General features: G+C 45.8%; 26 protein-coding genes. 21 read left to right on the top strand and 5 right to left on the bottom strand.

All coding sequences use genetic code 11. The features are described 5' to 3' along the window. The first annotated feature begins 2 nt into the window (after positions 1-2). The 7 genes from ACOMA8_RS02310 to ACOMA8_RS02280 all read left to right on the top strand — a co-directional run bounded on the left by ACOMA8_RS02310 (position 3) and on the right by ACOMA8_RS02280 (position 4,134). On the top strand, positions 3-224 hold the full coding sequence (locus tag ACOMA8_RS02310; RefSeq protein ID WP_421368164.1) for a DUF2829 domain-containing protein: 222 nt from the start codon (positions 3-5) through the stop codon (positions 222-224). Beyond that, entirely contained in the window at positions 221-1,009 is a 789-nt protein-coding gene (locus ACOMA8_RS02305; RefSeq protein ID WP_420022072.1) for a 3-oxoacyl-ACP reductase, read from the top strand. Before ACOMA8_RS02310 ends, ACOMA8_RS02305 begins: the two co-directional genes overlap by 4 nt. Then, complete coding sequence (locus ACOMA8_RS02300) at positions 1,006-1,578, top strand: nucleotidyltransferase family protein (protein ID WP_421368161.1); 573 nt, start codon at positions 1,006-1,008, stop codon at positions 1,576-1,578. Before ACOMA8_RS02305 ends, ACOMA8_RS02300 begins: the two co-directional genes overlap by 4 nt. A gap of 113 nt (positions 1,579-1,691) precedes the next feature. Next, on the top strand, positions 1,692-2,204 hold the full coding sequence (locus ACOMA8_RS02295; protein WP_421368157.1) for a QueT transporter family protein: 513 nt from the start codon (positions 1,692-1,694) through the stop codon (positions 2,202-2,204). A gap of 250 nt (positions 2,205-2,454) precedes the next feature. Beyond that, positions 2,455-2,877 carry a DUF4809 family protein gene (locus tag ACOMA8_RS02290; RefSeq protein ID WP_421368154.1) on the top strand — a complete coding sequence of 141 codons (423 nt, stop codon included), beginning with the start codon at positions 2,455-2,457 and terminating at the stop codon, positions 2,875-2,877. Between the two features lie 126 nt (positions 2,878-3,003). Next, positions 3,004-3,606, top strand: coding sequence for a DUF1054 domain-containing protein (locus ACOMA8_RS02285; RefSeq protein WP_421368151.1), 603 nt, complete (start codon positions 3,004-3,006; stop codon positions 3,604-3,606). Between the two features lie 255 nt (positions 3,607-3,861). Then, the gene (locus tag ACOMA8_RS02280; RefSeq protein WP_161898624.1) at positions 3,862-4,134 is read left to right on the top strand and encodes an HU family DNA-binding protein; all 273 of its coding nucleotides are present in this window, start codon (positions 3,862-3,864) and stop codon (positions 4,132-4,134) included. A 273-nt stretch (positions 4,135-4,407) separates the two neighbouring features. Here ACOMA8_RS02280 and ACOMA8_RS02275 read toward each other — a convergent pair whose 3' ends face one another. Further along, positions 4,408-4,959: a biotin transporter BioY gene (locus tag ACOMA8_RS02275; protein ID WP_161898623.1), complete on the bottom strand. Its 552-nt coding sequence runs from the start codon at positions 4,957-4,959 to the stop codon at positions 4,408-4,410. 300 nt (positions 4,960-5,259) lie between these two features. Between ACOMA8_RS02275 and ACOMA8_RS02270 the strand changes: the two genes are divergently transcribed. Beyond that, positions 5,260-5,691, top strand: a complete 432-nt coding sequence (locus ACOMA8_RS02270) for a hypothetical protein (RefSeq protein ID WP_161898622.1) — start codon at positions 5,260-5,262, stop codon at positions 5,689-5,691. Positions 5,692-5,769: 78 nt separating this feature from the next. Here the strand turns inward: ACOMA8_RS02270 and icd are convergent, their stop codons facing one another. Beyond that, on the bottom strand, positions 5,770-7,038 hold the full coding sequence (gene icd / locus ACOMA8_RS02265; RefSeq protein ID WP_421368147.1) for an NADP-dependent isocitrate dehydrogenase: 1,269 nt from the start codon (positions 7,036-7,038) through the stop codon (positions 5,770-5,772). A gap of 113 nt (positions 7,039-7,151) precedes the next feature. Next, complete coding sequence (gene acnA / locus ACOMA8_RS02260) at positions 7,152-9,848, bottom strand: aconitate hydratase AcnA (protein WP_421368144.1); 2,697 nt, start codon at positions 9,846-9,848, stop codon at positions 7,152-7,154. Between the two features lie 311 nt (positions 9,849-10,159). Here acnA and ACOMA8_RS02255 point away from each other — a divergent pair, with 311 nt between their 5' ends. From ACOMA8_RS02255 to ACOMA8_RS02245, 3 genes are all read left to right on the top strand, one after another. Further along, on the top strand, positions 10,160-11,548 hold the full coding sequence (locus ACOMA8_RS02255; RefSeq protein WP_421368252.1) for a citrate/2-methylcitrate synthase: 1,389 nt from the start codon (positions 10,160-10,162) through the stop codon (positions 11,546-11,548). Positions 11,549-11,767: 219 nt separating this feature from the next. Continuing rightward, on the top strand, positions 11,768-12,247 hold the full coding sequence (locus ACOMA8_RS02250; protein ID WP_161898619.1) for a glutathione peroxidase: 480 nt from the start codon (positions 11,768-11,770) through the stop codon (positions 12,245-12,247). Positions 12,248-12,341: 94 nt separating this feature from the next. Further along, positions 12,342-12,539: a hypothetical protein gene (locus ACOMA8_RS02245; protein WP_421368141.1), complete on the top strand. Its 198-nt coding sequence runs from the start codon at positions 12,342-12,344 to the stop codon at positions 12,537-12,539. 1,048 nt (positions 12,540-13,587) lie between these two features. On the opposite strand, the gene rpsD is transcribed toward ACOMA8_RS02245, so the two are convergent. Continuing rightward, on the bottom strand, positions 13,588-14,199 hold the full coding sequence (gene rpsD / locus ACOMA8_RS02240) for a 30S ribosomal protein S4 (RefSeq protein ID WP_161898617.1): 612 nt from the start codon (positions 14,197-14,199) through the stop codon (positions 13,588-13,590). A gap of 235 nt (positions 14,200-14,434) precedes the next feature. After that, positions 14,435-14,950, bottom strand: coding sequence for a P-loop NTPase family protein (locus ACOMA8_RS02235; protein ID WP_421368138.1), 516 nt, complete (start codon positions 14,948-14,950; stop codon positions 14,435-14,437). Positions 14,951-15,312: 362 nt separating this feature from the next. Here ACOMA8_RS02235 and ACOMA8_RS02230 point away from each other — a divergent pair, with 362 nt between their 5' ends. From ACOMA8_RS02230 to msrB, 10 genes are all read left to right on the top strand, one after another. Continuing rightward, a complete protein-coding gene (locus ACOMA8_RS02230; RefSeq protein WP_161898615.1) occupies positions 15,313-16,110 on the top strand; it encodes a formate/nitrite transporter family protein in 798 nt (265 codons plus the stop codon). A gap of 60 nt (positions 16,111-16,170) precedes the next feature. Further along, positions 16,171-16,824: a DNA alkylation repair protein gene (locus ACOMA8_RS02225; RefSeq protein ID WP_421368134.1), complete on the top strand. Its 654-nt coding sequence runs from the start codon at positions 16,171-16,173 to the stop codon at positions 16,822-16,824. Between the two features lie 119 nt (positions 16,825-16,943). Continuing rightward, the gene (locus tag ACOMA8_RS02220; RefSeq protein ID WP_161898613.1) at positions 16,944-17,720 is read left to right on the top strand and encodes an HAD family hydrolase; all 777 of its coding nucleotides are present in this window, start codon (positions 16,944-16,946) and stop codon (positions 17,718-17,720) included. Positions 17,721-17,851: 131 nt separating this feature from the next. Continuing rightward, positions 17,852-18,274 carry a methylglyoxal synthase gene (mgsA, locus tag ACOMA8_RS02215; RefSeq protein WP_421368131.1) on the top strand — a complete coding sequence of 141 codons (423 nt, stop codon included), beginning with the start codon at positions 17,852-17,854 and terminating at the stop codon, positions 18,272-18,274. A 396-nt stretch (positions 18,275-18,670) separates the two neighbouring features. Further along, positions 18,671-19,468 (top strand): TIGR00282 family metallophosphoesterase, encoded by a 798-nt coding sequence (locus ACOMA8_RS02210; RefSeq protein WP_421368129.1) that lies wholly within the window; start codon positions 18,671-18,673, stop codon positions 19,466-19,468. A gap of 5 nt (positions 19,469-19,473) precedes the next feature. Beyond that, a complete protein-coding gene (locus tag ACOMA8_RS02205; RefSeq protein ID WP_421368126.1) occupies positions 19,474-19,863 on the top strand; it encodes a YlbF family regulator in 390 nt (129 codons plus the stop codon). Positions 19,864-20,107: 244 nt separating this feature from the next. Next, the gene (gene mutS / locus ACOMA8_RS02200) at positions 20,108-22,672 is read left to right on the top strand and encodes a DNA mismatch repair protein MutS (RefSeq protein WP_421368123.1); all 2,565 of its coding nucleotides are present in this window, start codon (positions 20,108-20,110) and stop codon (positions 22,670-22,672) included. 74 nt (positions 22,673-22,746) lie between these two features. Next, entirely contained in the window at positions 22,747-24,840 is a 2,094-nt protein-coding gene (gene mutL / locus ACOMA8_RS02195) for a DNA mismatch repair endonuclease MutL (protein ID WP_421368120.1), read from the top strand. 68 nt (positions 24,841-24,908) lie between these two features. Further along, positions 24,909-25,463 carry a Maf family protein gene (locus tag ACOMA8_RS02190; RefSeq protein ID WP_161898607.1) on the top strand — a complete coding sequence of 185 codons (555 nt, stop codon included), beginning with the start codon at positions 24,909-24,911 and terminating at the stop codon, positions 25,461-25,463. A 277-nt stretch (positions 25,464-25,740) separates the two neighbouring features. Further along, a complete protein-coding gene (gene msrB / locus ACOMA8_RS02185; protein ID WP_421368117.1) occupies positions 25,741-26,172 on the top strand; it encodes a peptide-methionine (R)-S-oxide reductase MsrB in 432 nt (143 codons plus the stop codon). The last annotated feature ends 14 nt before the right edge of the window (positions 26,173-26,186 follow it).

The following is a 26,186-nucleotide window of genomic DNA, read 5'->3' as shown; positions in this document are numbered from 1 at the left end:
AAATGACATTTGAAGAGATTCTGCCACATTTAAAAGCTGGCCAAAAAATCCTCCGCAACGGCTGGAGTGGTTTTGAACTGTATGTTACTCTCGTGTCCGGAGAAGTTTATGACGGGGCGCCGGTGACCCCTTATTTTTTGATCAAAACCAGTGATGAAGGCTTTTCCAGCTTTGCGCCGACTGTTTGTGACATCTTAGCTGACGACTGGAAGATTGTTCCATGACAACACAGAAAATGATGGATTCTCGTTTTGCGGAGGCTGTCGTATTGGTGACCGGGGCGGCTTCGGGAATTGGACAAGCGCAGGCTGTGGCGTTTTTAGCGGCGGGTGCCCGCGTATTTGCGGTGGATATCAAAGAAGAGTTTGCCTCGTTGACAGCCGCTGCTAAAAAGAGTGGGTCTGAAGCGTTCAGCCGCTTGGCATTTTTTACTGCGGATGTCGCCCAAAAAGAGCAGTGCTTGGCAGCAGTAGCCAAATGTCGAAAAACTTTTGGCGGGGTATCAATTTTGCTAAACACTGCGGGCAAGCTGGATGGTTATAAAAACATTTTAGAAACTGACGATGAGCTGTGGCGAGATATTTTACGAACTGATTTGGACAGTATGTTTTATTTGACCAAAGCACTATTGCCGGATATGTTGGCAGCCGGCAGTGGTACAATCATCAATATGGCGTCAGTTGCCAGCTTTGTTGGCGGAGGCGGCGGGATTGCCTATACGACAGCTAAGCATGCTGTTGCTGGTTTCACTAAGCAGTTGGCGCTGGATTATGGCGCAGCTGGCATCCATGTATTGGCCTTGGCGCCGGGAGCCATCCGGACACCTATGAATGCCGCAGACTTTGCTGGTGATGGGGCGTTAGCCAAATGGGTGGCGCAAGAAACGCCGTTGAAGCGGTGGGCGGAGCCGGAAGAAGTGGCGGAAGTGACCTTGTTTGCGGCGGGAAGCGGAGCCCGTTATATGCAAGGAAATATCATCGAAATCGACGGAGGTTGGTTGCTGAAATGATAAGAAGATTGACAGAGACGCAAGCAGCATCATGGGTTGCTGCAGACTTAGAGTTGATGACGATTTTGCGGATTGTATCCCAATGGCAGCTGCCAGATTGCTGGTTGACAGCGGGGGTGCTGCGCAATTTTTTGTGGGATCAACTGGCAGAGGCAACAGTTCTTCATTCAGCCAATGACGTAGATGTTGCTTTTTTCGATCCCAATCTTGATTATGAAACCAGTGAAGCACTGGGCCGACAATTGGCAGCTATGTGGCCAAACTATAATTGGGAAATCAAAAATCAAGCCCACATGCATACCCATAATTTTCCTGATGAATCGCCTTATAGAGATACCTTGGATGCTGTTAGTAAATATCCCGAGACCTGCACAGCTCTCGCCTGTCGTTTGAATGAAGCGGGGTATCCAGAACTGCGGGCATTGTGGGGCTTAGAGGATCTAGCCGCTTTTGAAGTTCGACCGACACCGCATTTTTCACGTTCTCCTCGGCGTTTGGCAGTCTATAACCAGCGGGTTGCTGGTAAAAATTGGCAGGAAAGCTGGCCGCAATTGACGATCCACTCTTGAAAGAACAGAATGCTTTCAGTTATTATAATTACTAGCGGTCTGTCCGCACTGCACCACTTCAATCCTTTGGGTGCAGCTTATTACCGGGAATATCCCGCAAAGGAGAATGACAAATGAATCATCCTGAAAAATTGCGTTCAGAATCTGTCTGGACCACACAAGAATTGACCAAAATGGCATTGGTAGCGGCCCTATACGTGGCGGTGACTTTCGCTTTACAACCAGTTGGCTACGGTAATATTCAGTTTCGCGTGGCTGAAATGTTCAACTTTTTAGCGTTGTACAATAAGCGCTACGTCTGGGGAGTAACGATTGGCTGTGCGATTGCCAACCTGGCATCTCCTAATGGCCTTCTTGATGTGATCGTTGGCAGTGTCTGCACGTTTTTTGTGCTGCTTTTGTGTCGCTACCTGACCCGTAAAATCAAAGACATGAGAATCAAAATTGCAGTTACCACCGTCATTTTTGCAATCTCGATGTTTACAGTCGCCGCGCAACTGACAATCTTGTTTCAAGCGCCGTTTCTTTTCAACTGGTTGACTATCGGGATTGGGGAATTGCTTTCCATGGCCATCGGTGGAATCGTCATTTATGTAATCAGCAAAAAAATCGACTTAACGGCCTAAATGTCGCGTTTTAATCATAGTAGTTAAATATTCGTTCACAGTGGTGTCTAGATTGAAGGACACCACTGTTTTTTTTGTGAAATAAACGCGCCCAAATAGTTACCAGGCATGTTGCAGCCATATTTTTAGAGACGGTAAACCGGCTGTCAGGTGCGCTTTCTTTTTTTAAAAGAAGCGGTATAATGGGGGCAAACGGCTGCTCGACGGATTTGTATCAGAAATTGCAGCCAATTATGAAGGAGTTTTTATGATGAAAGCTACAATTAGCGGACAAAAACGAATTGCTGAAGGCGGCTGCAATGCCTGTACAGCCTTTGCTTTAAATGTTTATCACTTAACCTTTTCCGATGGGACTTGTATTTCCTTGGAACGACTGGATGTTCCTACCATCGTTATGGCCTTCGCACAGCAGCAACGCTGGCAACAAGCCTTTACCATGCTGGATATGACAGAAGAAGCCATGCTTTACAAAAAAGCAGGCGAAACAGTAACCGAACAAGATGATTCTGCGACTGTCAGCTATCAAAAAGGCTGTGAACGTCTCAAAGTCGCCAAAGAATACTGTGAACTAGCTGATCTGTATCAAAACGTCAATCACGTATTGACCCGCTTTTTCAATATGGAGGAAGTAGACTTCGACTATGAAGTGATTGAACGCGAACCAGTGATCTGACTAGAGGTTTTTATCAGCAACAGCAATCCGGTATGAAGGCCTTTGTTTTAGTAATGCGTGCCAGAGGTGTCCCGTCGACAGATATGATACACTGGATGAAAATGACGAAAAGGTAGGAAGTTAGCGATGTTTGAGGAAAGTTCTTTTGATGTATTTCAGGTCCCGGGGTTAGAAGCGCGGATGGCTGCGATTCGCAGTGAAATCCAGCCGGTGTTTCAGCAAATCGGGGAGGCGTTAGTTCGGGAACTGGAAACCGCTTTGGATCGGACCTTTTACCTGCATATCGCGCAGCATCGTCGGCGTAGTGTTCATCCACCGGAAAATACCTGGGCCGCTGTCGGAGAAGGAAAGCGAGGCTACAAAATGGCCCCGCATTTTCAGATTGGGATTTGGCCGGAGTATGTGTTCATGTGGCTCTCCATTATCGATCAGCCCAAGGGGCAAAAAAGCTACGCCGAAACCCTTTTGGCAGCACTGCCTGAGATTGAAGCATTGCCGCAAGATTTTGTAATCAATAAAGACCACACAACGGCCCCTTGCTTTCCTTTAAGTGAGGCAAAGCCAGCTCTGGAACGTCTGGCAAGCGTTAAAAAAAGTGAATTTCAGCTGGGGCGGGTCATTCCGCGAGAAAGTACTTTGTGGCAGAATCCAGAAAACGCACGGGAAGACATATTGGCGACATATCGTCAGTTGTTGCCTTTTTATGAGTTGCTGACTAAAAAGTCTTAAAAACATTGATTTAAAGGGAATCGTTTGCAAAAACACTTTTGAAAGCAGATGCTACCAGGGTTGTTTTGAAGATCGTTGATGTGGCGGGCTTTTCGTCAATTAAAAAAAGTGATAAAAATACAGAAAAATTTTTTAGTATTATTTTATCGAAAGCTGGGAAAGGGTTTTCTGTTGCGCAGTTATAGGGTTTTTGCTAGAATAATACGTAGGGATTACACAAAATCCTAATTATTTTATTCCTGGGAGGAATTAAACATGAACAAAGCAGAATTGATCTCCGCAGTTGCAGAAAAATCAGGTTTGACTAAAAAAGACGCTACCGCAGTTTTGACTGCCATTATCGACACTGTTGAAGATACCTTGAAAAAAGGCGACAGCGTTCAAATCATGGGCTTTGGTACTTTCGAAGTGCGTCAACGCGCAGCTCGTAAAGGTCGTAACCCTCAAACCGGGGAAGAAATCGAAATCAAAGCATCTAAAACACCAGCTTTCAAACCTGGCAAACAGTTGAAAGACGCTGTCAAATAACATCTGAATATAAAACAACCCGCAGCTTTTTGATAAGCTGCGGGTTTTTATTTGTAGCCGAACAATCGCACTGTTGCTGTTCTCCAAAGTGAACAATACCAAACATGAGCCTCTAAAAGCCAAGTCGCTTCCACTGTTTTTAATAGAAGTGACTTGGCTTTTTATTGTTAAAAATTTCAAACACAGACTCTCCTTGATTTCATCAAGGAAAATCTGCGCTTCCCAAAGTGAACCAAATTTTTGTGATGGAAGCTCACTTTTAGGTGTGTTATTTTACTTTGCCGGTGTCAAAAAGCGCTGTGGCAGCCGACCGACAATCAAGACGCCGATAACTGCTGCGGCTACAGCTTTCAATATGCCGGGGAGGATAAAAGGAATCACCGCGGCGTTTAAAGCGGCACTAAAGGTCATGCCGGTCCCAAAGTGCATCCAGGCTGCGCCGAAAAGCAAAACAACCGCAGCACCTGCCAGATTAGCGATGATGCTCCACAAAAAGTTGAGCTTCGTCTTTGCAAGGATGCCGCCGGTCACTAGTCCGTTAAAAATAAATCCGATTAGAAAGCCGCCAGTTGGACCTAAGAGGGCACCGATTCCGCTAGCACCGCCTGCGTAAACCGGAATTCCAATCAATCCCAACAACAGATAAATGACAATCGCCCAAGTACCGGTTCTCATACCTAAAATCGTGACAGTCAGTCCAATAATGAAGGTCTGTAAAGTAAAAGGGACAACCGTGATAGGCAACGTGATGACAAATTGAGATAGGATCCCAATGATGGCGGCAAAAACGGCAGCCAATATTTGTTCTCGTAATGAAATGCGCATAATAATTCCTTCTTTCGTAAACTCTTATTTTTATTTTGGTTAACGTCTGTATGGTAGAATTATATCGTTTGGTTAACTGTATGTAAACAATAAGTTTACGAATGTGCAAAAAAGAGAAGCCCCTGGATATTTCTCAACGGGATTGAACTATCTTAATTTGCATATAAAGTGATTTTAATCGTCTATTTTAGATTTTTCTGATATCATTTTATTAAATGTTGGTATTTTTTACGTTGAAATTTCATTTAATGGCTATTGGTTGAAGCGGATAATTGTAGTTAGTGATTTGGGAGGGATTGGGTGCTGTTAATGATGTACCGGGTGATTCTAGTGATGAATTTAGCGGTCAGTACAGGTTTTACTTTCGGTGATGCCCAGGCAGACTTTTTTGGATTGTACCCCTGGGCTTATTATTTGAAGCTGTTTTTACTGCCTTTCTTTTTACTCCTCCTGTTGTTGAATACGATTCGGCATCGGACCTTAACCAGTCGCTTTTTATTTGCGGCGGCCTACTGTGTGGCCTGTCTCTTGTCCACTGAAATTATGGTTCATCCAGAACGGTATCCGGATTTTTTTCTTGGAGAAGGCGGCGTTCAGATTGGATGTTATATCGCTGAAGTCATTTTGGCGGCCGTCCTTTTGAAGAATGAATTTCATACGGAGTTTGCGCTGACGCCGGCTATCAAAAAACAGACTTCCGGTAAACTACCGGTTGAAATCGATAAAAAATAAAGATCCAGTGCTTTTGCGAGTGGCTTGCGACCATTGCGAAATCACTGGATCTTTCATTTTTGGACTACAGGTGTCTGATTACTGAGCGGTGATAATGTCGGTCAGGAGTTGACCGAATTCACCAGTGGAAACTTCTGTTGCATCAGTCATGGAATGGGCAAAGTCAGCAGTGACCTTTTTGGCTGTCAGGGCTTCTTCGATTGCGGATTCTATCAATTGGGCAGCTTTTGTCCAACCCAGATACGTCAACATCATGCTTGCTGATAGCAGCAGTGAACAAGGGTTGGCCTTTCCTTGACCGGCAATGTCCGGGGCGGTGCCGTGAGTTGCTTCAAAAATGGCGTGACCGGTTTGGTAATTGATGTTGGCACCTGGGGCGATCCCAATGCCCCCCACTTGAGCGGCCAACGCGTCGGAAATGTAGTCGCCGTTTAGATTGCAGGTAGCAATTACATCGTATTTTTCTGGATACAGCAGGATTTGCTGCAACATATTGTCGGCGATGACGTCATTGATGATGATTTTTCCGGCAACTTTGGCATCTGCTAAAGCTTGGTCGGCGACTGCCTGACCTTTCTCGGCAACCAGTATATGGTAGTCATGCATAGTGAAAGTCTGCTGTGCATAAGCACTCTCAGCCAACTCATAGCCCCACTTTTTGAAGCCCCCTTCAGTAAACTTCATGATATTGCCTTTATGGACTAAGGTCACAGTGGAACGGTCGTTTGCCAAGGCGTAATCAATCGCAGCACCAACCAAACGCTGGCTGCCTTCTTTTGAGATGGGTTTGATCCCGATAGCGCTCGTTTTTGGGAAACGAATCTTTTTGACAGCAAATTGCTCTTGCAACATTTGGATGAGTTGATTGACCTCTGGGCTATCCTTTTCAAATTCGATACCGGCATAGACGTCTTCAGTGTTTTCACGGAAAATCACCATATCGGTTTTTTCAGGTTCCTTTAAAGGGGAGGGAACGCCGGTAAAATAACGTACGGGACGGACACAGGCGAATAAATCTAAATCTTGGCGCAAAGCAACATTCAAGGAACGAATGCCGCCGCCAATGGGTGTGGTCAATGGCCCTTTTAGCGCTACTTTGGCTTCTGTGATGGCAGCTAATGTTTCTTTTGGTAACCAAGCACCGGTTTCTTTGAAGGCTTTTTCTCCGGCCAGCACTTCCCGCCACTGGATTTTTTTCTCCCCTTGATAGGCTTTGGCTACTGCGGCGTCGATGACTGCTTGTGAGGCTTCCCAGATTTCAGGGCCGATACCATCGCCGGCGATAAAAGGAATTGTCGGCTGCTTTGGAACTAAGAGTGTTTCGTTTTGAATCGTAATATAAGTCAAATGGGCTCCTCCGTTCAGGAAAGTAGTGTAAGGAAAGGACTTGCTGCAGATCTTTCGGCAAGTCCTTTCGTGTCATGCTTCGATAGAGCTGTGGGCATTGCTAAGCTGCTGATTTAAGCGCCAAATTTTTTCCGAATGACCATCGGCAGGATTCCTTGGTTTTTCCAGTAGCGGATATCTGCCGGTGCATCAAAACGCAGCTTGGCTTGAAAATCTTTGCGGGTACCATCTGGGCCAGTCGCTGTCACAGCTACGAATTGCCCGACTTGTGGGTCTTCCGGCAGGTGGATGTCGAAGGTTTCAGCGCCGGTCAGCCCCAACGTTTCAGCAGTTTCTCCAGGGAGATATTGCAGTGGAATGATTCCCATCATGGCCAAGTTTGAGCGATGAATTCGCTCGAAGCTTTCAGCTAAGACAGCTTTGACACCTAAAAGTTGAGTGCCTTTTGCCGCCCAGTCGCGAGAAGAACCCATGCCGTAGTCTTTACCTGCCAAAACAATGGCGCTCTTACCAGCGGCCTGGTAGCGCATCGCCGCGTCAAAAATCGACAAGGTTTCGCCGGTAGGGTGGTATTTGGTAACTCCGCCGGAAGAACCGGGAACCAGTTGGTTTTGCAGGCGAATATTGGCGAAGGTTCCCCGCATCATAATGTCATGATTGCCTCGGCGGGAACCATAAGAGTTGAAATCCTTTGGTGCGACTCCCCGCTCTTTCAAAAAACGACCGGCAGGCGAGTCAATGGCGATATTTCCTGCCGGAGAGATGTGATCAGTTGTCACTGAATCTGCTAATTTTGCCAGCACAGTCAAGCCTTCCAACGCCCCTTGTTTCGGAAGCTCACGGGTCAATCCGGTAAAGAAAGGCGGATTGGCAATATAGGTAGAGGCCTCGTCCCAGCCAAAGCAAGCCCCGGTAGTTGTTTCAATTTCATTCCAACGCTGATTGGCATCAAAGACGTGGGCATAAGTTTCTTTATAAGCTTCAGGACCTACATAGCGGTCGATCACAGCGTTAACTTCGTCAGCAGTCGGCCAGAGATCTTGTAAATAGACCTTGCTGCCGTCTTTAGCCACCCCAATTACGTCTCTGGTCAGATCAGTCAAGATACTTCCGGCCAAAGCATAAGCAACAACCAACGGCGGCGAAGCCAAGTAATTGGCCTTGATTAAAGGATGAATGCGCCCTTCAAAGTTGCGGTTTCCGGAAAGCACAGAAGCCACCAGCAGATTTTCCTTTTCAATCGCTTCGGTGATTGGATCTGCCAATGGTCCGGAGTTACCGATACAAGTAGTGCAGCCGTAGCCGACATTGTAAAAGCCTAATTTTTCCATATAGGGCAAAAGGCCGCTGTCTTCCAGATAAGTCGTCACAATCCGCGAGCCTGGGGACAATGAGGTTTTGACGTAGGCAGGAACTTTTAAGCCTTTTTCAACAGCTTTTTTGGCCAATAAACCAGCGCTGATCATGACGAAAGGGTTGCTGGTGTTGGTACAGCTGGTGATGGCCGCTAGTGCGATGTCTCCAGTCTTAATCTGATCAGGATAAGTCAGATCAGGATTTTTTGCTTGCCAGAGGATGTCCGCCTTTTTGGAAAATTCCGTTTCCGGTAAACAAAAGCCTTTTGGACCCACCGGCGCGGTAACGGATGCGGTGAAATCCTCTGGAACGTTGGCTAAGGAAATACGATCTTGTGGACGTTTTGGGCCAGCCAATGCCGGGAGCACGGTGGCAAGATCCAGTTGAATCACCTTTGTATAGGTAGGAATTTGCTGGGCGTCGTAAAACAAGCCGTTCGCTTTGGTATAGGCGGCGACGGTTTCGATGAGTTGGGGGTCACGGCCGGTGATGCGCAGGTAGTTCAGTGTTTCTTCATCAATGGGACAAAAGCCACAAGTCGCACCATATTCAGGAGCCATATTGGCAATCGTTGCTCGATCAGACAAGCTCAATTTTTGGTAACCGGTGCCGAAGTACTCCACAAATTTACCCACGACTTTTTCTTGCCGCAAAAGCTCCGTCACTGCCAATGCCAGATCGGTGGCAGTCGTACCCGTGGGTAGTTCCCCAAGAAATTCAACCCCGATGACTTCGGGCGTTGGGAAATAAGAAGCTTCACCTAAAATTGCTGCTTCGGCTTCGATGCCGCCAACCCCCCAGCCGAGAACCCCCAGACCATTGATCATAGTGGTGTGGGAATCAGTCCCTTGCAGCGTGTCGGGAAAGATGACTGTTTCACCGGTAGCTGCTACTTTTTTAGTGAGAATCACATTGGAAAGTTTTTCGATATTTACTTGGTGAATGATGCCGGTTTCTGGCGGGACGACTTCAAAATCATTGAAGGACTGTTGAGCCCACTTCAAAAACTGATAGCGCTCGTGATTGCGCTCAAATTCACGCTGCGTATTGAAAGCCAATGCGCCCGGATTACCAGAGCAATCCACTTGGACGGAATGATCCACCACCAATGTTACCGGAATCTCCGGATTGATTGCTTCAGCGGTTCCACCCAAAGAAACCATGGCATCCCGCATAGCCGCTAGATCCACCACGGCAGGAACCCCGGTAAAGTCTTGCAAAATCACCCGTGCCGGTTTGAAGGGAACGACACCCGTGGGCGCTTGCGCTTGCCAATTGGCCAATTCGCTGATGATCTCGTCAGTAATTTCTTCGTCTCTATTACGAGCGACAGACTCAAGAAGTACCCGAATAGAATAAGGTAAAGCGTTCAAATCGGCAGAAAAATCGGCGCTGACCTGTTTCAAATCACAGTAAAGTAAATCGGTTGCAGCTAATGTATTTTGCCATTTCATGAGCGTAGACTCCTTTCATTGTTGGCAGAGGGAGAATCTATGAAAGAAAGCTTCCATAGAAAAGTTACTATTCTTTCAAGGATCATTTTTTGACACCTGCAGTCGTGCCGCAAAATATCGAACAATCCGTGCCCCAAAGCCAAACTCCCCAAATATGTCAGTTGGAATAATTATACATTCTCGTTGTATAAAAGTAAATAGTCAAAATATTATTTCTTTTCAGTAAAAATGGTGATATAATTACCAGTAATACAATTCGCTAACAGAATAAAAGTTGTTTTGGATAAAGAGGGGTGTTTTACGTGAGCTTGATGGAAAAAAATCTGCTGGACTACCCGAGTCTGGCTGCACGATGTGAAGAAGTTGATTGGATAGATGTGAATAATTATACAAAATATAACGTCAAGCGAGGACTGCGCGACAGCAATGGTAAGGGCGTTCTCGCTGGTTTAACAACAATCTCAACAATCTATCCCCAAAAAATCGTCGATGGTAAACCAATCCCTGGTGTAGGAGAATTGCGGTATCGCGGCATTGACATCAACGAGCTGGTGAAGGGATTTGTTGGAGAAGGCCGTTTTGGTTTTGAAGAAGTTGCATTTTTACTCCTTTTTGGTGAGCTGCCAACGCCGGCAGAATTAGCTGACTTTCGCAAGCTATTAGCGGAGAAACGTACGCTTCCTACCAATTTTGTGCGAGACGTGATTATGAAGGCGCCATCAGCTGACATTATGAATAATCTTTCCCGTAGTCTTTTGACATTGGCATGTTACGATGACCGACGGGATGATGTGAGCATTGAAAACGTCCTGGAACAGAGCTTGATGCTGGTTGCCGTTTTTCCGATGTTGGCCGTCTATGCTTACCATGCCTACAATCATTATGAGATGGACGAAAGTATGTACATTCACCGACCTGATCCTTCCTTGAGTACCGCAGAAGCCATCTTGACCATGTTGCGCCCAGACAAGAGCTACACCAAACAAGAAGCTCAAACATTGGATATGTCCTTAGTTCTCCATATGGAACACGGCGGCGGGAACAATTCGACCTTTACCACTCGAGTTGTGACTTCCAGTGGAACCGATACGTATTCTACAATCAGTGCCGCACTAGGTTCGTTGAAAGGACCTAAACACGGTGGGGCCAACATCAAAGTCACCCAGATGATGGAAGATTTGAAAGCCAACGTAACGGATACGACAGATGAGACTCAAGTGCGACAATATCTGGAAGACATTCTGGATAAAAAGGCTTTTGATGGCAAAGGTCTGATTTATGGCATGGGCCACGCTGTGTATAGTGACAATGATCCGCGGGCAGCAATCTTTAAAGCCTATGTCTCCAAATTAGCTGAGGAAAAAGGGCCGGAAGAACAAGCGGAGTTCCAGCTATACACACTAGTAGAAGAGCTGGCACCGAAGATTATCGGTGAAAAGCGCAAGATCTTCAAAGGAGTTAGCGCCAATATCGACTTTTTCAGCGGCTTTGTTTATGCGATGCTGGGATTGCCTCGTGAATTGTATACCCCCATGTTCGCCATCGCCCGTATCGTGGGTTGGTCGGCCCACCGAATTGAGGAATTGATCAACACACAAAAAATTATTCGACCGGCGTATATGGAAGTTTCTGACGATCGAGAGTATGTCGCTTTGGGAGAACGAACAGACAGTTGTGATGAAGCCTCTTGTGCCGGATAAGCTTCTTAAAAAGCGATTACCAATCCAAAAAAGTCTGCCGCAGTGAATCAATTGCGACAGGCTTTTTTTATAAGAGTTAGCGTCACTGGCAGCTGCACCAAGTTACAGGTTGGATTCTTTGTATTGTTCGTCTGACTTCGATACAATTCAGAAAAAGGCTTCTTTTTCCGAAAATTGGTTTGGAAGAGAAGGTATCGTAGTCAGAAAGGTGGAAATAATATGACAATCTATGATTTTAAAGTAAAAGATGCAAAAGGGAACGAAGTCGAGCTGTCGGATTACAAAGACAAGGTGCTGCTAGTAGTGAATACAGCGACTGGCTGCGGCTTTACACCACAATACGAAGGGCTGGAAAAACTCTACCGTGACTATCAGAAGCTGGGGTTTGAAATCTTGGACTTCCCCTGCAATCAATTCGGTCATCAAGCCCCTGGAACCAACGAAGAAATCCAGGAATTTTGTCAACTAAAATACCAAACCAGCTTTAAAACATTCGCTAAAATTGATGTCAATGGCGAAAATGCCAGCCCTTTGTATCGCTTTTTGAAGGGCGAAAAAGGGGGCATCATCGGCAGTGCCATTAAATGGAACTTCACGAAGTTCTTAGTAGACAAAGACGGCAATGTAGTCGATCGGTTCGCCCCACAAAAAACGCCGGAAGATTTGCGTCCGGCGATTGAAGCGCTACTGGAAAAGTAGTTTAACGACTGGCAATTTCAGTCTGCCTTTTGCTGGAAAATAGTCAGCGCTTTGGTAATTGCAAATGCTAAAATGGTATACTGGAGTAAAGGAAATGGGGGAGACAAATGATGACAGAGAAAAAGTGGCGGCGTTTGTTTATAAGTCTGGCGATAGGGTTGGTGCTGATTTTGATACTAGCCGTGGGAAATCAAGTAACTGGACACGGGGATTCCAACAAGGCAGTCTTCATTTCGGCGTTTGTCGCCAGCGGGTTGCTCAACTGGTACCTAATCAAAGAACTGCGGATTAAGAGGTAGGCGGTAAAGTAGCAAGCACGAAGGAGTGGTGCTTCGCTAAACAAGACCAGCATGCAGACTACTCACCGAGCTTGGTGGGTAGTCTTTTTGAATGTGGAGTGGATTATATATTAATCAGGAACTAAGACAATTAAAATAAACTAACAATCTATAGATATAAATAACATGCCTGCTTATAAATGCTTTTGAAGCAGGCATATTTATATTTCGGAACTTCTTGCAAGAAGAGGTCTTTTAAAATCCGTAGCTAAGGACATCGCCTGCCTAGAGTACGCTAGCTTTTTATACTATTTTTTAGTTTGCCTGGAAAAAGCCAAAAAAAATAATAGTATAAACAACATGATGGCTTTTCCGACTGTCAGACCAGACCGATAAATTTGAATAATTGTACCGGTTGTAAAGCAGATTAAGAAGAATAAGTAAAAAGCATCGTTCGCATTTTTGGGCTTGTATTTAAGAATATAGTTCAGCAATTTAATCACCTCGTTAGACTAGGGCAACTCTCAATTCAAACCTGTCACTAAATTCATTCATTTTAGCCAGACTTCAGGCGAGTCCTTTAATAGGTGAGACAATACCTGATGTAGTTGAAAAATAGTTGGGGTCAAACTAGAAGTCGCTTGAATCATTTCCGAAATATTGAGGGCGCATAGAAAATTGTTAGTCTTTTATTAATAGGGTTAGCGTTAAAGGTAGGTTTGCTAGTGCGAATTCTAGCATAGTTTCAATGGGTTCTGATAGTGTTTACTGTCCTCAATACAGTAAGTGGGAATATCGATACGTTTTTACAGCCGAACAGGCAGGAAAGAAGTGTAAATGTGAGGGGAATCTTCGTGTTGAAATTGAGACTAACTACCTATAAGCAGGTTGATGAAAATATATCTTAGAACACAGTGAAGGACTCTCTACCTTATAATCAAGTGATTATTTGGAATCGTGTTTAAGGTATTTTCTAAGGTAGTTTCGCCTTAATTAGATCTATGAGAAACAAAAAAAGCCCAAACCCTTGATATACAAGAGCTTAGGCTTAGTGTGATGAGATTACATTAATTTGTTGTAGAATTCAACGATGAATGATTCGTCTACATCTGGAGTCATTTCGTCGCGTTCTGGCAAGCGAGTCAGTGAACCTTCCAGTTTTTCGTCGTCGAAGCTTACGAACGCTGGGCGGCCGATTGTTGCTTCGATTGCTTCTTTGATGATGATCAAGTTTTTAGATTTTTCGCGAACGGAGATCACTTGACCCACTTCAACGTGGTATGAAGGGATATCAACGCGTTTGCCGTCTACTAAGATATGACCGTGGTTAACCAATTGACGAGCTTGACGACGAGTAGTTGCCAAACCAAGACGGTAAACCATGTTGTCCAAACGTTGTTCCAACAAGACCATGAAGTTAACACCGTGTTTACCTTCTTTGATCTTGCTTGCTTTTACAAACAAGTTACGGAATTGACGTTCGTTCAAACCGAACATATGACGCAGTTTTTGTTTTTCAGTTAATTGCAAGCCGTATTCAGATTTTTTGCCACGGCTGTTTGGTCCGTGTTGACCTGGTGGGAATGGGCGACGTGCCAATTCTTTACCAGTGCCGGACAGAGATACGCCCAAGCGGCGAGATTGTTTCCAAGATGGTCCAGTATAACGAGACATTTAAGATTCCTCCAAGTAATTTAGTTGGAGTAAAATAATCCGATGAAAAATTCATATCCGTGCAGTTCATTCTTCAACGTTCACCTTTTCGCAGCCGCGGGTACTGGTTGAACTGAACAAGTCAGCGATGAACTGGTGACGAGCTATTACTTTTCTGCTGCATTATTTTACACAAAGAGTAGTATACGACAACAAAGGGGTGTCCGTCAAGTTGGCGATAGCGAAAAGGGCAACGTCATTTCATATTTTCAAGTGCCAGTTTCTGAAGAACTTGACGACTATTGCGGGCTTCAATTAGTCGAAAGTTGTCTTGTGATTCTGCCAGTATGCTAGCGACGTTTTTTCCTTGTTTTGCAGGGAAATGCCAAATGTATGTTAAAAATTCTAGATCCAACACATCCGGATTGGCGCCGGGAGCTGTTTTTCCGCGAAAGGTAAGGTAGCGTTTGATGACTCGATAGATGGCAGTTAGGCGGGAGACTTTCAGGTAAATGACCAAATCAGCCCGCTGCAGTCGTTGCGCTAACAAGGAGTCGTAGTTGCCGTCAATCAGCCAGGATTCTTCGGCCAAGATGGGAATCAACTTTTCTTGCAGTTGCGAAATTGTAATCGTCGTTTTGTCATCTTGCCAAAAGAGTTGGTCTAAGCGAATCAGAGGCAGCTGCCAGCGCTGGGCTAATTTTGTCGCCAAGGTTGACTTGCCAGCTCCCGGAGAACCGATGATCAGAACCCGTTGATAATGATGAGACATGGAATCAGCCTGCTTTCTTTCATTTTATATAGTGTAAAGGTGAAGCGATTAAGAAGAGAACTTTTCCAGTTTAAAGAATTCAGCTGCCAATCGGGTAAGAAAGACTTAAGACTTTCATAACAATTGTCACAGGGAAAAAGGGGTTGATGAATGAGAAATGATGAAGGAGAGCCTTTTGGTTATCGGATTTTGTAAAAGTTGTCGGTGATTGTTCCTTTCAGAAAAAGGATGACAATTGTTGCGTGTTTTCATTCATTTTCAAAAATCACTTTACAAAACAAGGATCCCTCATTACAATAATGAAGTATTATGGACTTTTTTTGGATTGCAGTTGAATACATATCAAAAGGAGAAGAGAGAAGATGAATCCGGTATCACCATTATTTGAAAAAATCGATACGTCCATCGAAAAGAAGGTCGACCTGATCCAAGGTAGTTATCTTCGTTATGCTGTGCGGGCAATGCTGGCCTGCTTGTTTTTGACGTTGGGCACGGCTGTGGCTTTTGCAATTGCGATGAAAGGGGAGCACATCACTCCCGGATTAGGTAAAATGCTCTATGCCTTCATGTTCAGCTGGTCGCTGGTCATGATTTTGTATCTGAATGCTGAGTTGGGCACTTCCAACATGCTTTATATGACAGTTGGTGTCTATCGCAAACGGTTGAGTGTTCCGTTGGCTGCGAAGATTTTGTTTACCTGTATTCTCTTCAACCTGATTGGCGGGGTACTTTTTGCTGCCTTGGTGGCACAAACGACACCTTTCCAAGGCTTGGAGCCGGATAACTTCTTCTTTACTTCTATTCAGGCAAAATTAGCCAAATCGACATTGCAAATCCTAGTAGAAGGGATGTTTGCCAATATCGTCGTTAACACCGCTGTTTTGGTGTCCATGCGGATGAAAGACGATGCTGGTAAAGTAGCGGCAATCATCTTTATCATCTTTATTTTCGCTTTTCTTGGTTACGAACACGTTATCGCCAACTTCCCAGCTTTCACATTGGCGTTTATTGCCTCTGGTGGTTCTTTGGACGGAATGACGGTTGCCAGTGTCCTCCACAATCTGTTCTTTGCACTGATTGGTAACTATATTGGTGGTGGCTTGGTCATGGGCTTGGGCTACGCTTGGCTCAACAATTCAAAATCAACATATGTAGATTAATCAAAGTAAGCGGCGGTGGGTCATCGTCGCTTCTTTTTCGTATTGAAGAGGGATGAAAAAATGACAGAAGAGTGGCAGCGTTTTTTACCTTTTGAGCCGGAACAAGCAGCGGCGATGGCGGCTTATATGAAAAATCGCTTTCCTTTTTGCGGCGTGCAGGCTCCAGAACGGCGGCGCTTGGCTCGACCGTTATTACAGGCTTCTCGCCAGTGGGAGTTTGACCAATTGCAGCGAGGCATCGAGTATTTTTATGGGCAACCGGAGCGGGAGTACCATTATATTGCTATTGAATTGGCAGAAAAAAACAGCGGGCGCCTGACACGTCAGGAGTTGCAGGAGCTGTTGCCATTGGTGGCACAAAATCAATGGTGGGACAGTATCGACACCTGGCGCAAAGTATACGGCGACTGGTGCAGCCGACACTTAGAAGAACTGCCGGAAATCTGGAATTGGTTTTTTGATCACCAAGATTTTTGGCTGCGGCGTATCGGCATCACCTTGCAATTGAAGTTCAAAGGGCAAACAGACACGCATTTATTGACACGAGCAGTGGAAGCTGACCTGGCTACGGAGGAATTTTTTATCCAAAAGGCAATCGGTTGGGCGCTGCGGGAATACAGTAAAACAGATGCCCAATGGGTCGTAGATTTTATTGCAGCCCACCCGCAAATGAGCAGTCTGGCCCGCCGTGAAGCCGGCAAGCACTTGCTGTAATGGGTGAAGCAGCTGTGTTTTACGATGCTGACGACTTTGAATAAGTAGGATTTTACCGGTGGCGGTGGTCATCGGATTTCACAATAAAAAATGAGAGAAAGCGAGTTATCACGACAACCATGAGACGCAAACTGATCGCATTTGACATTGACGGAACGTTACTAGGAACAGACAAGAAACCTTTGAAGAGCACCATCAAGGCTTTACGAGAGTTAAAAAAGGCCGGCCATCTGGTGACGATTGCTACGGGACGCAGCCGATTTTTGGCACGGGAAATTATCCGTGAACTGGATTTTGAAAATTATATCGTCTGCAACGGCTCGGCGGCCTTTTTGAACCACAATCAGATTTTTAAGCAGCTGTTGGATCAAACAGAGCTGGATCGGCTGGTTTTGGAAGCCAATGAAGCGGGCATCGATACGGCATTCATCGAAATGGATCGGGCTCGCCGAATGACTTCTAACAACGTAGGAACGATGGCTTCAGCGATGATGTCTTTTGGAGCGGATTTGCCAGAATTGGATGACCAATTTCCGGAAGAACAGGAAATCTATCAGGCGCTGGCTTTCTTCACGGAAAGCTACGATCAGCAGTTTGCTACGGCGTTTCCCCGTTTCCGTTTTGTTCGCTGGCACGAAAACTGTGTGGATGTGCTGCCGCAAAATGGTTCAAAGGCTGCAACAATCCAATTTTTAGCAGAGCGGGTGGGGATTCCACCTCAGGATATCATTGCTTTTGGTGATGGGAACAACGACATCGAAATGCTGAGTCAGGCTGGTGTCGGCGTGGCTATGGGAAATGCGACGCCGCAGGTTCAGCAATGGGCGGACTTGGTGACGGATGATTGTGACAGTGACGGGATCTGGAAAGCACTGAAAGTATTGAAATTAGTATAATAAAAATGGTCCGCTGCTTTCTATTTGAAATCGGCGGATTTTTCTTTGACCCCATTGCTTTACATGGTATCTTTTAACAAGAAGGCCCCTGTGAAAGCAAGAATTTGCGGCAGGGAAGAGGAGGTAAAAAAATGAAAATTGCATTGATTGCCCATGACCGAAAAAAAGATTTGATGGTTCAGATGACCACAGCCTACAAGGAAATTCTGACGGAACATCAGTTGTACGCTACCGGAACTACTGGACTACGGATTCAGGAAGAAACTGGGTTACCGGTTCATCGCTACAAATCCGGCCCACTGGGAGGTGACCAGCAGATTGGGGCGATGATTTCTGAAGATGACCTGGATATGGTGATTTTTTTGCGAGATCCTTTGGCCGCACAGCCCCATGAGCCGGACGTGACAGCGTTGATTCGCTTGTGTGATGTCTATGAAATTCCACTGGCTACCAATATCGGCACTGCTGAAATTTTGATTCGTGGCCTGCAAGCGGGGTTTGCAGATTTCCGTGAGATTGTCCATGAAATGGAGCATAAACCGTTATCTTTTTAAAAAAATATCAGGGCTGTGAGATCAGTCATTGCTAAGTGATAAATGCCGAAGAATTCATTAAGTAAGAAAGTGCTAACAGCTGATTGCGACAATTATGCGCCAGAATCCGCAGCAGAAACCTGACCTTACGGATAAGAAAAGTCAGCCTTCGAAATGTTTAACGGTGAAAAGCCAAGGTGCTTCTGTTTTTTTATGGAAATGACTTGGCTTTTGCAGCTCCCTTTTGGTATTGGCTGCTTCAGAAGGCGGTGACAGGGAGACGGCGAAGTTGCTGTAAGGGATGTCTCTTAGTCGAACTTATATTTCAGATCAAGAGCCTAGGACCCGACAGGCTTTTTTTTATGCAAAAAAACGTCTATAATAGGAAAAGACAGTTTTAAGAGAGAAGGAAAAAGTGTGCGGTTATTGTTTATCGGAGATGTAGTGGGTTCATTGGGTAGGGAAACGGTGACAGAGTATCTGCCTCGTTTGAAAAAGAAATATCGGCCGCAAGTGACTATTTTAAATGGCGAAAATGCAGCCAGTGGTCGGGGAATCACCGGTAAAATCTACAAGAAGTTCTTGCAAGATGGTGTCGATGTGGTGACGATGGGAAACCATACGTGGGACAACCGCGATATTTTTGAGTTCATCGATGACGCCAAAAAAATGGTTCGCCCCGCGAATTTTCCTGAAGGCACACCGGGTCAAGGAATGGTGTTCGTCAAAGTGAATGCCATTGAGCTGGCGGTAATCAATCTGCAAGCGCGGGCCTTTATGGCTGATTTGGACGATCCTTTCCGCAAAGCCGAAGCCTTGGTGGCCGAAGCACGGGCACGGACGCCCTTCATTTTCGTTGATTTTCACGGCGAAACTACCAGTGAAAAACAAGCGATGGGATGGTTTTTGGATGGTCAAGTGTCAGCAGTCGTCGGGACACACACCCATGTACAGACCAACGATGCTCGCATTTTGCCGCAAGGAACGGCTTACCTTTCTGATGCCGGGATGACTGGTCCATATGATGGTATCTTGGGGATGAAACGCGAGGCGGTTTTGGAGAAGTTCTGGACAGCGCTACCTCAGCGTTTTGAAGTAGTAGAAAAAGGACGCAGCATCATGTGTGGCTGTGTTATTGATATTGATGAAAAGACGGGCCGTGCCAAAATGATTGAGACGATCCAGATTTCTGAGGATCGGCCGTTTACGGAGTAGTGACCATGAAAGACTTATTGGAACAAGATCAAGACGTGAGGCAGGCGGTTGAGGAGTTGAGCCGGCTGCTTTCAGATTTGCCTCAAGTAAAAGAATTTCAGGCGTTGTCTGAAAAAGTCGCCGCCAATGAAAAATTGACTCGGCTGGAAGAAGCCATTAAAGCAGCGCAAAAAGACGCGGTGCAATTCGAATATTACGGCAAGCCGCAAGCCAAGCAAGCCGCCTTATCCGAAGCCGACCGATTGACAGCAGAGTACGACAGTCTGCCGCTGGTGATTGCTTATCGAGAGAAACTGTTGGAAGTCAACGATCTTCTGCAGTACGTGACAGACGGGATTCAAAGAGGGGTGGAGACACTTCTGGAGTCAGAACCAAAGAAGGATATAGACAAGTGATTATGGTTTAACAGGAGGAAAGGCTCGAATGAAGCTCTCAAAACAAGTGATACTTGATGAAAGCTATTGAGTAAGTCGCCCTGTAGGACCTTATCTTTAGGTAACTGCCCAACGTAATCATCACCGTCTATTTCAACAATGTTATCGCCACGATTTGGTGGAACCACTAATCATCGTAGAAAATGCCGAACGCAGTAAATTTATCACATATCTATCAGTTGTTAGTTTAGAAAGGAACACAATCATGCCTCAAAAAACCAAGCACACCCCTATGATGGAACAATACCTCAACATCAAATCCCAGTATCAGGATGCTTTTTTGTTCTACCGTCTGGGGGATTTCTATGAGATGTTTTACGAGGATGCCATCAAAGCTTCTCAGATTCTAGAATTGACGTTGACCAGCCGCAACCGCAATGCTGACGATCCGATTCCGATGTGTGGGGTGCCTTATCATGCGGCACAAGGGTACATTGATACGCTGATTGAGCAAGGCTACAAGGTAGCAATCTGTGAACAGGTAGAAGATCCGAAAACGGCTAAAGGAATGGTAAAACGGGAAGTGGTCCAACTGGTGACACCAGGGACAGTGATGGATTCAAAAGGACTTTCCGCCAAAGAAAACAACTTTTTGACGGCAGTAGGCTATGATCAAAAGCGCTACGGATTTGCTTATGCTGATCTTAGTACCGGTGAATTCAAAACGGCACTCTTAGAAGATGAAGATGCCATCATCAATGAATGTTCCGCGTTGCAGACCAAAGAAATCGTCTTTGTTTCTGACGTGCCGGACACTGTTAAAACAGCCTTAAAAGAACGTTTAGGACTCGTCTTTTCAAAGCAGGAAGAGCTGTTAGAGACAGCGGAATGTCAATTTTTGACTAGCGAACTCAACGATGCACTGGAAAAAGAAGTAGCAGGAAAACTGTTGAGTTATCTGTCGATTACGCAAAAGCGCAGCTTGGGACATATTCAAAAGGCGGAAGAATATCAGCCAGATCACTTTTTGAAGATGGACCATTACTCCAAATTTAACCTGGAATTGGCCCGCTCGATTCGTACGGGGAAAAAACAAGGGACGCTTCTGTGGTTATTAGACGAAACGAAGACCGCTATGGGGGGCCGTCTGCTGAAACAGTGGCTGGATCGGCCATTGATCCAGGAAAAACAGATTGTCGCTCGACAAGAGATGGTTCAGTCCTTACTAGATAGTTATTTTGAGCGAATGGATCTGCAAGAAACACTGACTAAGGTTTATGACCTGGAACGTTTGGCAGGACGGGTAGCTTTTGGCAATGTCAATGGCCGAGATTTGTTGCAGCTAAAGACCTCACTTATGCAGGTTCCTCAAATTCGAAAATTATTGGAAGGTATCAATCAAGGACAATGGAATCAGCTGCTGCTTGCGATTGAACCTTTAGAAGATCTGGTAGCATTGATCGAAGCTGCCATCAGTGAAGATGCACCGCTTGCTGTCACCGAGGGCAACGTCATCAAAGACGGTTTCAATTCCCAACTGGATCAATACCGTAGTGCCATGAGAAATGGGAAGCAATGGTTGGCCGAGCTGGAAGCCTCCGAGCGGGCAGCAACAGGAATCAAAACATTGAAAGTCGGCTTTAACCGAGTCTTTGGCTACTATATTGAAGTCACCAAAGCCAACTTGGCCAATCTGGAAGAAGGGCGCTATGAGCGTAAACAGACTTTGGCTAATGCGGAGCGTTTCATCACCCCTGAGTTAAAAGAGCTGGAAACACAGATCTTGGAAGCAGAAGAAAAATCCGTCGACTTGGAGTACCAACTGTTTTTAGCTGTAAGAGAAGAGGTCAAAGCTGCAATCGACCGGTTGCAAAAGCTGGCGAAGTCTCTCAGTGCAGTGGATGTTTTGCAGAGCTTTGCGACGATTTCCGAGCGCTACCAGTACGTTCGTCCAGTATTAAATAAAAACCGCAACTTGAAGATTGTCGAAGGTCGCCATCCAGTGGTGGAAAAAGTGTTGGGTCATCAAGAATATATCCCCAACTCCATAACGATGGATCCCAAAACCTTGATTTTATTGATTACTGGGCCTAATATGTCCGGGAAAAGCACGTATATGCGGCAACTGGCATTGACTGTAATCATGGCACAGATGGGCTGTTTTGTCCCGGCACAAGCAGCAGAGATGCCGGTTTTCGATCGTATCTTTACTCGAATTGGGGCCAGTGATGATCTGATTGCCGGTCAGTCGACTTTCATGGTGGAAATGATGGAAGCCAATCAGGCGCTGCGTCATGCAACACCGGACAGTCTGGTGTTGTTTGACGAGCTGGGACGGGGAACCGCGACGTATGATGGCATGGCTTTGGCACAGTCCATCATCGAGTATATTCACGATAATGTGAAGGCTAAGACGCTGTTTTCTACCCATTACCACGAATTGACGGTGTTGGATGAGGCTTTGCCGAAGTTGCGCAACGTGCATGTAGGAGCAGTAGAAAAAGATGGTGAAGTCGTATTTCTTCACAAGATGATGGAAGGGCCGGCCGACAAGAGTTACGGTATCCACGTAGCCAAAATTGCAGGCTTGCCGACGCCGCTATTGGAACGAGCAGCGACTATCTTAAAAGCGCTGGAGGCCGAACCGAAAACGCTGGAAAGCAATGAATTCCGCTCTGTCTCAGAGGATGATCCCCAGCAGATGTCTTTGTTCAGTGAAGTTTCGACAGAAGAGCTTTCTGTGATTGAAGCGCTGAAGAAGATTGATCTTTTGGATACAACGCCGCGAGACGCGCTGAATATTTTATATGATCTGCAAAAGCGGATCTGAGGATTGTTTGTTTTGGGGAATGAGGTACAATCGGCCCCACTCCCCTGATTATTTTTGAAAAGGAAGGCATCCATATGGGAAAGATCCAAGAACTATCGGAACGCTTAGCCAACCAAATTGCGGCTGGTGAAGTGGTGGAACGACCTGCCTCGGTAGTCAAAGAGCTGATAGAAAATGCTATTGATGCAGGGGCGGATCAAATCGATATTTTCATTGAAGAAGCCGGTCTGCGAAAAATCCAAATTACCGATAATGGTGAAGGAATTGCAGATGATGACGTGGAAAATGCCTTCAAGCGTCATGCAACCAGTAAAATCCATAACAGAGACGACCTGTTTCGCATTCGGACTTTGGGGTTTCGTGGGGAAGCACTGCCAAGTATCGCCTCAGTTTCTCAAGTCACGTTGGAGACGGCAGTCGCTGGGACTACTCAAGGAACGCTGCTGCGGCTTAAAGGTGGAAAAGTTGAAGCCCATGAGCCAGCTCCTCTGCGTCAGGGCACGAAGATTACAGTAGAAAACTTGTTCTTCAATACCCCGGCTCGGCTGAAATACGTCAAGACATTACAAACGGAGTTGGCCAATATCGGGGACATCGTTAATCGCTTGGCACTGAGCCATCCGAAAATCGCTTTTCGTCTTGTCCACGAAGGCAATAAGATGCTCGCTACGGCCGGCAATGGTGATTTACGGCAGACGATTGCCGGTATCTTTGGCTTGGCAACCGCCAAGAAAATGTTACCCATCCAGGCAGAGGATCTGGATTTCAAAATCAGCGGCTTTGTCTCACTGCCAGAAGTTACCCGGGCCAGCCGCAACTACCTTTCCACCATCATCAACGGCCGTTACATCAAAAACTATGCCCTGAACAAAGCAATTGTCAATGGCTACGGCTCTAAGCTAATGATTGGCCGCTTTCCGATTGCCGTCATCGAGATCAGCATGGATCCTTTGTTAGTAGATGTCAATGTTCACCCGACAAAACAAGAAGTTCGCCTTTCAAAAGAAAAGGAACTGACGGGACTGTTGTCCAAAGCGATTGAGGATGCGCTGCGGGAAGAAAACCTGATTCCAAATGCTGCCGACAATCTGGGGTTCAAAAAGAAACTGCCCCGTCAAGCGCCTGAAGAACGGCCGGAACAATTGGCCATGTATCTACCAAATGCTGACGGCGGCATCGGGGCTAAAACGGGTTTGGCTTTTGATGCCCGAACCGGCAGTTTCTATGTGCGGGAGACTTCTCCACAACCTGTGGATGGATCTGTGGACAACAGTGTGGAAAAGACTGGGGATAACCCAAATTTCTCTTCACAAACCAACGAGAAGGCGGCGGATGATTTCGATGTCATTCCCGTAGAAACAAAGGATTTTGTGGATAATTCGCATGTGAAAGAACCATCATTGCCAGCTTTTGATAGTTATCCACAGGAAACCGCTGCTGAAAAGGAAAATTATTGTGAAGCGGAAGAAAAAGCCCATCCAGAGTTTGATTTTGGGAAAAAAGATGGCGAAAAGATGTTGGAACGGGCTCTTCAAGAAGAAGAAAAGCCCCATAAAGAACGTTTTCCACAGTTGGAGTATTTTGGGCAGATGCACGGGACCTATCTTTTTGCACAGAGTCAAGAAGGGTTGTACATCATTGATCAGCACGCCGCACAGGAGCGAATCAAATACGAATATTTCCGTGAGAAAATCGGGGAAGTATCAGAGGATTTACAGGAGTTATTAGTACCGATTGTGTTGGATTATCCAAACAGCGACGCCTTAAAGCTGAAGGAAAAGCTGGAGCTATTGCAGGAAGTGGGTATTCATCTGGAAGAATTTGGTGCCAACAGCTTCATTGTTCGAGCGCATCCTACTTGGTATCCTGCTGGGGAAGAAGAAAGCATCATTCGAGAAATGATTGATATGTTGCTGACTACCGGCTCGGTCAGTGTGAAAAAGTTCCGGGAAGCCACCGCCATTATGATGAGCTGCAAGCGGTCCATCAAGGCCAATCATTATTTAAATGAGCTGCAGGCACGGGTGCTGTTAGAGGATCTTGCCAAATGCGAAAATCCTTTCAACTGTCCCCATGGCCGCCCCGTATTGATTCAATTTACCAACAGCGATATGGAAAAAATGTTCAAGCGAATTCAAGATCCTCACCGTACCAAAGACAGTATTTGATGAAGTAAGCTGACAAAGAGACAAGAAATAAAGCGGGCGGATTCAGCTCAAAAAAAGGAGAATCAACGATGGCAATCATTTTAGCTTCCCAATCGCCACGGCGCAAAGAATTATTGGCACATCTGATTGCTGATTTCAAAGTGGAACCAGCAGACGTAGATGAGACTGTTCACGAAGGCGATCAACCGGAAGAGTATGTCATGAGTATGGCGAAAGCCAAGGCAAAAAAAGTGGCAGAGGCTCATCCCGATGATTTGGTGATTGCTTGTGACACGATTGTAGTAAACCATGGCCAGATTTTGGGAAAACCCTCGGATCGAGAGGATGCTTATCGCATGCTGGCGGGAATGAGCGGCGGCATGCATCATGTCTATACAGCTGTCGTAATCAGAAGGGGACATCGAATCGCTCAGGCCCTTGTTCCGGCAAAAGTGCTGTTTTTTGAGCTGACTGAAGCAGAAATCAATGATTACTTGGATAGCGGGGAATACACAGATAAAGCCGGTGCTTACGGTATTCAAGGCCGAGCGGGACTCTTCGTCAAAAAAGTCGACGGCGATTATTACAGTATTGTCGGCTTTCCGGTAGGTGTCGTCAACCAGATGCTAAAACAGTTTAACTAAGCGCAGTGCTGCAGATTGTTGGCTTTTGCCCACTGGTGAAATTCGTTCTATTTTGATAAGGTAAAACGATAGGACTGTTTATGAAAGGACTTCAGGTGCTTTCATAAACAGTCTTTTTCAACTTTTTTCACTGTTTGAAACAGTTGCCAATAGGAAAGCCGCTGTGAGGATGCTGTGCTTATTTTTCTGTTGAGATGTTGGGTATTTTAGTGCCAAGCAGAGAATGTGCTACTGGAGGATAGACCTCGTATAATGAACTCAGAAAGGTCGTGAGTACATGAAGGATAAAGAAGAATTGCGGCAACGTTTGACACCGGAAGAATTTGCCGTGACCCAGGAAAATGCCACAGAGGCTCCTTTTACCGGTAAATACGATGATTTTTACGAAAAAGGGATTTATGTGGATGTTGTTAGTGGGGAGCCATTGTTTGCCTCAGCGGATAAATATGATGCAGGCTGTGGTTGGCCGGCCTTCACTAAACCAATTTCCCGCAAAGACATCCAAGAAAAAGCTGATTTCTCCCATGGCATGCATCGGGTAGAAGTTCGCAGCAAGGCAGCTGATTCTCATTTGGGACATGTCTTTTCAGACGGACCGGCTGATCAAGGGGGATTGCGCTATTGTATCAATTCTGCCGCTTTGCGTTTTGTGCCACTGGCTGAGATGAAAGCTGCTGGCTATGACGAGTACCGCAACTTGGTAGAGTAGGAAAAATTTAGCCG

It is taken from the genome of Enterococcus infantis (assembly GCF_049166715.1).
Lineage (GTDB): Bacteria > Bacillota > Bacilli > Lactobacillales > Enterococcaceae > Enterococcus_C > Enterococcus_C leclercqii.
This window is presented reverse-complemented; position numbering and strand designations above follow the sequence as displayed.

Bases quoted from the DNA above. Each gene is read 5' to 3' on its own strand.
- acnA (WP_421368144.1), bottom strand. From the start codon at position 9,848: ATGAAATGGCAAAATACATTAGCTGCAACCGATTTACTTTACTGTGAT.
- ACOMA8_RS02305 (WP_420022072.1), top strand. From the start codon at position 221: ATGACAACACAGAAAATGATGGATTCTCGTTTTGCGGAGGCTGTCGTA.
- mutL (WP_421368120.1), top strand. From the start codon at position 22,747: ATGGGAAAGATCCAAGAACTATCGGAACGCTTAGCCAACCAAATTGCG.
- ACOMA8_RS02190 (WP_161898607.1), top strand. From the start codon at position 24,909: ATGGCAATCATTTTAGCTTCCCAATCGCCACGGCGCAAAGAATTATTG.
- ACOMA8_RS02280 (WP_161898624.1), top strand. From the start codon at position 3,862: ATGAACAAAGCAGAATTGATCTCCGCAGTTGCAGAAAAATCAGGTTTG.
- mutS (WP_421368123.1), top strand. From the start codon at position 20,108: ATGCCTCAAAAAACCAAGCACACCCCTATGATGGAACAATACCTCAAC.
- ACOMA8_RS02250 (WP_161898619.1), top strand. From the start codon at position 11,768: ATGACAATCTATGATTTTAAAGTAAAAGATGCAAAAGGGAACGAAGTC.
- ACOMA8_RS02230 (WP_161898615.1), top strand. From the start codon at position 15,313: ATGAATCCGGTATCACCATTATTTGAAAAAATCGATACGTCCATCGAA.
- ACOMA8_RS02295 (WP_421368157.1), top strand. From the start codon at position 1,692: ATGAATCATCCTGAAAAATTGCGTTCAGAATCTGTCTGGACCACACAA.
- msrB (WP_421368117.1), top strand. From the start codon at position 25,741: ATGAAGGATAAAGAAGAATTGCGGCAACGTTTGACACCGGAAGAATTT.
- ACOMA8_RS02220 (WP_161898613.1), top strand. From the start codon at position 16,944: ATGAGACGCAAACTGATCGCATTTGACATTGACGGAACGTTACTAGGA.
- ACOMA8_RS02235 (WP_421368138.1), bottom strand. From the start codon at position 14,950: ATGTCTCATCATTATCAACGGGTTCTGATCATCGGTTCTCCGGGAGCT.
- ACOMA8_RS02300 (WP_421368161.1), top strand. From the start codon at position 1,006: ATGATAAGAAGATTGACAGAGACGCAAGCAGCATCATGGGTTGCTGCA.
- ACOMA8_RS02310 (WP_421368164.1), top strand. From the start codon at position 3: ATGACATTTGAAGAGATTCTGCCACATTTAAAAGCTGGCCAAAAAATC.
- ACOMA8_RS02225 (WP_421368134.1), top strand. From the start codon at position 16,171: ATGACAGAAGAGTGGCAGCGTTTTTTACCTTTTGAGCCGGAACAAGCA.
- ACOMA8_RS02255 (WP_421368252.1), top strand. From the start codon at position 10,160: ATGGAAAAAAATCTGCTGGACTACCCGAGTCTGGCTGCACGATGTGAA.
- mgsA (WP_421368131.1), top strand. From the start codon at position 17,852: ATGAAAATTGCATTGATTGCCCATGACCGAAAAAAAGATTTGATGGTT.
- ACOMA8_RS02290 (WP_421368154.1), top strand. From the start codon at position 2,455: ATGAAAGCTACAATTAGCGGACAAAAACGAATTGCTGAAGGCGGCTGC.
- ACOMA8_RS02275 (WP_161898623.1), bottom strand. From the start codon at position 4,959: ATGCGCATTTCATTACGAGAACAAATATTGGCTGCCGTTTTTGCCGCC.
- ACOMA8_RS02205 (WP_421368126.1), top strand. From the start codon at position 19,474: ATGAAAGACTTATTGGAACAAGATCAAGACGTGAGGCAGGCGGTTGAG.
- rpsD (WP_161898617.1), bottom strand. From the start codon at position 14,199: ATGTCTCGTTATACTGGACCATCTTGGAAACAATCTCGCCGCTTGGGC.
- ACOMA8_RS02245 (WP_421368141.1), top strand. From the start codon at position 12,342: ATGGGGGAGACAAATGATGACAGAGAAAAAGTGGCGGCGTTTGTTTAT.
- ACOMA8_RS02285 (WP_421368151.1), top strand. From the start codon at position 3,004: ATGTTTGAGGAAAGTTCTTTTGATGTATTTCAGGTCCCGGGGTTAGAA.